This window comes from Mycobacterium sp. (genome assembly GCF_036488105.1).
In the GTDB taxonomy this organism is placed as follows: Bacteria; Actinomycetota; Actinomycetes; order Mycobacteriales; family Mycobacteriaceae; genus Mycobacterium.
Window position 1 is genome coordinate 1 of the sequence record NZ_DASXHW010000212.1, and the last position, 6,919, is coordinate 6,919.

The following is a 6,919-nucleotide window of genomic DNA, read 5'->3' on the forward strand; positions in this document are numbered from 1 at the left end:
CGATGTGAAGCCGATGACGCCGCGGATCCCGTTGATCAGCACGGTCGGCCAATCCGGCGGTGCGGCAGCGACGTTCGACGCCGACTACTGGGTGGTCAACCTGCGCAACCCGGTGCGATTCAGCCAAGCCGTCGCGAAGGCCGCCGAGAATCACACCACCTTCGTCGAAGTCAGCCCCCACCCCCTGCTGAGCCACGCCATCAACGGCACGTTGGAGTCGGCCAAGCCGCGCGGCGGCGCGCAGGTGTCGGGAACGCTGACCCGGGACAACCCGGAGACGCTGACTTTCCACACCCAGCTGGCGACGGTACGTCCGCCGTCGGTCGCCGCGGCGCACAATGCCGGTGGCACAAAGAGACTCATCGATCTGCCGCCGACGCCGTGGCAGCACGTCCGCTACTGGGCGGCGCCGTTCTCGGCGAATCGGCAACCGGCCAGCGCACATCCGCTGCTCGGCACCCACGTCGAGTTGCCCTCCGGTCGCGAGCACGTCTTTACGGCCGACGTGGGCACCGATCTCCTTCCGTACCTGCTCGACCACAAGGTGCACGGCCAGCCGGTCATGCCCGGCACCGGCTTCGGTGAGATCGCGCTCGCCGCCGCCTGCGAAGCTCTCGGCTTGCCGGCGCAGTCGGTGACCGTCGGCGTCGAGGTCGAACAGATGCTGCCGCTGGGCGACTCGACCCAGCTGACCACGCAGCTCACCCGGGGCGAGAAGGACGGCGACGAGATTCGCGTCGAAATCCATTCGCGCTCGGCCACCGGTGCCTGGATCCGCCACGCAGTGGCGAAAGTCGAAGTGGGCCAATCGGAGGCACCGTCCGTGCCGACCGCTGCGTCGGATGCCGGCACGGTGGTCTCGCCCGCGGATCTGTATTCGGCGTTGCGCAACACCGGTTTGCACCACGGGCAGGCGTTCGCCGCACTGACCCGCATCGTCCGCCGATCCAACGGCACATCGGAGACCGAGATCGTCCTGCCGGACGAGGCGACCGGGCACCGTGGTTACCGGATTCACCCGGTGTTGCTCGACGCTGCTCTGCAGGGTCTGGCCGCCGCGCTGTCGAGTGAAGCGCTGACCGACTCCAGCGAGGCAACCTATCTGCCGGTGGCGTTCGAGAAGATCCGGGTGTTCGGCGAGGTCGGGCGCCGCGCCCGGTGCAGCGCCGAGTTGGTCAACCCTGACGCAGATGGTGCCGGCATCATGGGCCGCGTCCTCATCACGGACGACACGGGCACTCCGACCGCCGAGATCAGCGGTATCTACCTGCAGCGGGTGCAACGCCGTACGGTGCCAATGCCGTTGGAGCAGAAGATCTTCGACACCGAATGGGTCCAGACTCCCGTCGACGCCGCTTCCGCCCCGGACGGCAGCTGGCTGGTGCTGAACGATGGCGCCGAAGCCGAGGCGGTGGCCAAGGAGTTCGTCGCCGCATTCGGCTCGCCGACCCGACGGGTCGTCGCTGCCGACCTTTCGCAGGAGTCGGCGGTCCTGGAAGCCTTCTCGCAGGCCGCGGGGGACGCCGAGCTCCCGCCGGTCGGCGTCGTCATCTTCGCGGGCAAGCAGACATTCGACGGGACCGATTCCGGTGATGCCCCGGCGCGCGGCCGCGACCTGGCGTGGGGCGTCGCGTCGACGGTGCGCACGATCCTCACCGGGTGGCACGGTAAGTCGCCGCGACTGTGGCTGGTGTCCCGCGACGGTCTGGCCGTCGACGACGGCGAGCCGGGTGATCCGTCGATCAGCGCCCTGACCGGGTTGATCCGGGTTCTGGCCTACGAGCACCCGGACCTGCGCACCACGTTGGTCGATCTGTCCGGTGACGGCGTGACACCTCTGAGCACCGAGCTGGGCTTCGCCCCTGGCGATGCTAGAGACGACGTGGTCGCCTGGCGTGGCGAAAACCGTTATGTGAAGCGGCTTTCCCGCGCGACGCTGGGTACGGCCAAGTCCGACACAGTCGTTCGGCCGGACGGCGCCTACATCCTCACCGGTGGCCTCGGCGGGATCGGGCTGGCGATGGCCAGTTGGCTGGTCGACCGCGGCGCCGGCCGGGTGATCCTGAACGGACGGTCCCAGCCGTCCGAGGAGGCAGAAGCTCTGCTCGACGAACTGGGGCAGCGTGCCCAGATCGCCGTGGTGCTCGGCGATATCGCCGCACCCGGAGTCGCCGAGCGGCTGGTAAGCGCGGCCGAAGAGACCGGGCTGGCGTTGCGCGGTCTGATGCACAGCGCCGTGGTACTCGACGACCAGATTGTCGCCGGCCTCAGCAAGGAGAGCCTGGAGCGGGTGTGGGCGCCGAAAGCCATTGGCGCGCTGCGACTGCACGTCGCCACCGCCGGTCGCGACCTCGACTGGTGGGTCGGCTTCTCGTCGACGTCGTCACTGCTGGGTGCGCCCGGACAGGGCGCCTACGCCGCCGCGAGTGCCTGGCTCGACGGTCTGGTCGACTGGCGACGGGCTTCGGGTTTGCCGGCCACCACGATCAACTGGGGACAGTGGTCCGACATCGGTGTCGCCCGCGCCCTGACCTTCAGCGCGCTGGATCCCATCTCGCCGGCCGAAGGCATCGAGGCGCTGGAGGCGATCCTGGCCAGCCAGCCCACCAACATCGGGGTGGCCCGGTTGCGGCTCGACCGGGCCGCGGCCGCGTTCCCGGAGATCCAGCAACTCGGCTATTTCGCGAAGTTGGCCGAGGAACTGGACATCGACAGCGACGACGATGATTGGGCGGGCCCCGACGCGTTGCGGGAGATGGACCCCGCCGAAGTCAACCGGGTCGTCATCGCGCGACTGAGCGGCCGCATCCTGGCCATCATGGGCTACCCGAAGGGCAGCACGCTCGACGCCGATCAGCCGTTGACCGAATTGGGCATGGATTCGCTTATGGCGGTCCGAATCCGCAACACTGTTCGCGGCGACTTCGGTGTGGAACCGCCGGTGGCCCTGCTGTTGCAGGGCGCCTCGCTGGCCGCGCTGACGACTGACCTGATCCGCCAGCTGGGCCTGGAGACCGAGGACAAGGCTGACAGCGGCAGCGGGGTTCGGGACCGAGCCAAGCAGCGCGCCGCGGCCCGGCAGCGTGCCGCCGCCAGGCGAAAGGTAGGAGATCGAGTGTGACCAGCAACAGCGAACTGCCGCCCAACGCGATCGCGGTGGTCGGCATGGCGGCCAGGTTGCCCGGCGCCAATACGCTGTCGGCATTCTGGGACAACCTGCGCCGCGGCGAGGAGTCGATCGTCACGCTGGCCGAAGATGACCTGCTGGCCGAGGGCATCCCGGAGAAGTCGCTGGCGAATCACGCCTACGTGCGGCGCGCCGCGTTGGTGGACGGCATCGACGAATTCGACGCTGACTTCTTCGGTTTCACTCCGCAGGTAGCGCGCTCGACCGATCCGCAGCACCGGCTGTTTCTGCAGACGGCGTTCCATGCGATCGAGGACGCCGGCTACGACCCCGCCGAGATCGAAGGCTCGGTCGGCGTGTACGCGACCAGCACCACCAGCGGGTATCTGCTGCACAACATCATGTCCAACTATGACCCCAATGTGGTTATGGGACAAGGAATTACCTTCGACATGGTCAACCTGTCGTTGCAGAACGACAAGGACTACCTGGCCACCAAGCTGGCGTATGCATTGAATCTGCGCGGGCCCGCACTGTCGGTGCAGACGGCCTGCTCGTCGGCGTTGGTCGCGGTGCACCTGGCCTGCCAGAGCATCCTGAACGGCGAGTGCGAGATGGCGCTGGCCGGCGGCGCATCGCTGCGCATCCCGCATCATGTCGGGTATTGGTATGCCCCAGGCTCGATGGTGTCGCCGACCGGCCATTGCCGGCCTTTCGATGCGCGCTCCGACGGCACGATTTTCGGCAGCGGTGTCGGAGTGGTGGTGCTCAAGGCGCTGCAGGATGCCGTCGACGACGCCGACCGAATCCACGCCGTGATCCGCGGGTCGGCGCTGAACAACGACGGCTCCACGAAGATGACCTACGCCGCCCCCACCGCGGCCGGCCAGGCCGACGTCATCGCCGAGGCGCACGCGATCGCCGAGATCGACGCTAGCGAGATCAGCTACGTCGAGACGCACGGAACCGGCACGCCGCTGGGCGACCCGATCGAAATCGAAGGTCTACGTCTTGCTTTCGACGTTTCCGAGGAGACCCGCTCCGGCCCGTGCTACGTCGGTTCGGTCAAGTCCAATATCGGCCATCTGGAGTCGGCCGCCGGAATTGCGAGCCTGATCAAAGCGATTCTGTGCCTGAAGCATCGGGCGATTCCGGCGACGCTGCATTACACCAGCCCTAACCCCGAATTGCACCTCGACCGTGGACCTTTCAAGGTTCGCAGCGAATACGGCCCGTGGGAATGGGACGGTGTGCTGCGCGCCGGTGTCAGTTCGTTCGGTGTCGGTGGCACCAACGCGCACGTGGTGCTGGAAGAAGCGCCAACCGTGCCGGCCTCGACACCCAAGCCCGGGCCCCAGGTGCTGCTCCTGTCGGCGCGAAGCACCGAAGCGCTCGATCAGTCACGCAAGTCGCTGGCCGCTGAAATCTCCGGCGACGACGCGCTGAGCTTGGCTGACGTCGCCTACACCCTCGGCCGTCGCCGCAAGGAGAAGGTCCGGATGGCCGCGGTCGTCAACGACGAGCAGCACGCTAGAACCGTGCTAGAGACCGCCGAGAACGACAACGTCTTCGTCGGCGAATTCGCTGGGAACACGGACAGTTCAGGCCAGGTGGTCTTCCTGTTCCCCGGTCAGGGCGCGCAGCACATCGGGATGGCACGCGGCCTGTATGACGCCGAGCCGGTGTTCGCCGAGCACTTCGACCAGTGCGCGGCCGGGTTCGGCGAGGAGCTCGGGGTGGACCTACGCGCCGAGATCTTCGAGGGCACAGCCCGCAACCTGGAGCGCACCGACCGCACCCAGCCCGCGTTGTTCACCGTCGAGTACGCGCTGGCGAAGCTGATCGAGAGTTACGGCGTCCAGCCTGCGGCGCTGGCCGGACACAGCATCGGCGAGTACGTTGCCGGCACCATCGCCGGGGTCTTCGACATCGAGACGGCCATCAAGGTGGTCTCGATGCGAGCCCGCCTGATGCACGCCGCGCCGCGTGGCGTGATGGTCGCGGTGGCGCTGAGCCCCGAGGCGGTGGGCGAGTACCTGAACGGTGAGGTCGACGTCGCCGCGATCAACGAGCCGGGCGGCTGCGTCGTCGCGGGATCCGAGGAGGGCATCCGTCAATTCAGCGAACGCCTCACCGAAAAGGCCGTCGTTGCGCGCCGGGTCCGTACGTCGCACGCGTTCCACTCGCGCCTGATGGACTCAATGATCCCCGAGTTCACCGGCTTCCTGTCCCGCCAGACGCTGCGCGAGCCGCAGATTCCGTTGCTGTCCAACGTGACTGGAACCTGGCTGGCCGCCAATGAGGCCACCAATCCGGCAACCTGGGCCCGCCAGGTACGCTCGACCGTCCGCTTTTCCGACGAAGTCGACGTGTTGCTCGGTGACCCGAACCGCATCCTGGTCGAGGTCGGCCCCGGCGGCACGCTGACCTCGTCGGCGAGCCGGCACCCGCGGTGGTCCAACGGGCACCGCGCGGTGCGGCTGATGCGCCATCATGCGCAGAACCGCGACGATCGCGATGCATTCCTGCTCGCGTTGGGCCAGCTCTGGTCGGCCGGTGTCGAGGTGGACTGGTCACCGCTGCGCGGCGGACAGTCGGCGCAGCTGATCACACTGCCCGGCTATCCCTTTGAGCGGCAACGGCATTGGATCGAGCACCGTCGGACGACGTGGACGGGCGAGCCCGCGGCGACCAACGGGGCAGCCGCGTCGACCGGCGGTGCTGAGGCTGCGCAGGCCAGCACGTCCGGCAAGTCGCCGATGGAAGCGACGCTGCAGCGCATCTGGAGCCAATGCCTGGGTCTGCCCAATGTCGAACGCAACGCGAACTTCTTTGAGCTGGGCGGCGATTCGCTGGTCGCGATCAGCGTCGCGATGACCGCCTCCAACGAAGGCCTGGACCTCACCCCGCAGGACCTTTACGAGAGCCAGACGGTTGCCGCGTTGGCCAGGGCGCTGACAGCCCGCTATGCGGCCGGCGGCCTGGCCCGGCAGTCGGCGAGTGACGTGACGCATCCGCCGGTGCCGCCGAACATCTCGTACTTCCTCGAGCACGGCGTGCGTGAGCAGGAGCAGTGGCGCGTTCCGCTGATCCTGCAACTGCGTCCCGACGTACAGGTCGACGACGTGTGCGCGGTGCTGACCGCGCTGCGCAACCACCACGAGGCGTTGCGTCTGCGACTCGTCGAACGCGCGGGCACGTGGGAGCAGGTGATCAGTGAGCCCGGCGACTTCGCCGACTTGGCCACCCGCTCGCTGCCAGAAGACATCAAACCAGGCACGCCGCAAGAACGCGATGCGCTGCTGTCGACACTGATAGACGTAGTCCGCCAACAGGATCCGACTAACCCGCTGATCGCGACGTATGTCAGTGGGGTGCCGGGTGGCTGGTGCTACCTCGCGATCAGTGTGCGGGCGATCGTGGCCGACAACGTCTCGCGCGACATCCTGTTGACCGATATCTTCACCGCGTTCGGGCAACAGCTGGCCGGCGAAGAGATTGCGTTGCAACCGGTCACGACGCCGTGGACCGAGTGGTCGCAGCGCTGCGCGGCATTGGCCGTCCACCCGGCGGTCGTGGAGAGCCGCGACTACTGGCTGAAGACGGCAACGGCGTCGACGCTGAAGGTGGCAAGCGAGCAGGCCGCCGGGACGCCGGGCCTGCCCGATTTGGCCCGGAGCGCGTCGTCGCTGACCGTCGCGGAGACAACCGAGATCGATGATGCCCGCCGACGGCTGCGGGTGCCGATCGACGAAATGCTGTTGGCCGCATTGGGTCGGACGATCGCTCACC

At 67.7% G+C, this 6,919-nt stretch carries 2 protein-coding genes; both read left to right on the forward strand.

The window, feature by feature from the left end; all coding sequences use genetic code 11:
- Positions 1-3,121, forward strand: a 3,121-nt coding sequence (locus VGH54_RS11475) for an SDR family NAD(P)-dependent oxidoreductase (protein WP_331512109.1), incomplete at its 5' end; no start/stop codon positions are given.
- Between the two features lie 44 nt (positions 3,122-3,165).
- Positions 3,166-6,919 (forward strand): type I polyketide synthase (locus VGH54_RS11480; protein WP_331512110.1); only part of this gene is annotated, 3,754 nt, incomplete at its 3' end.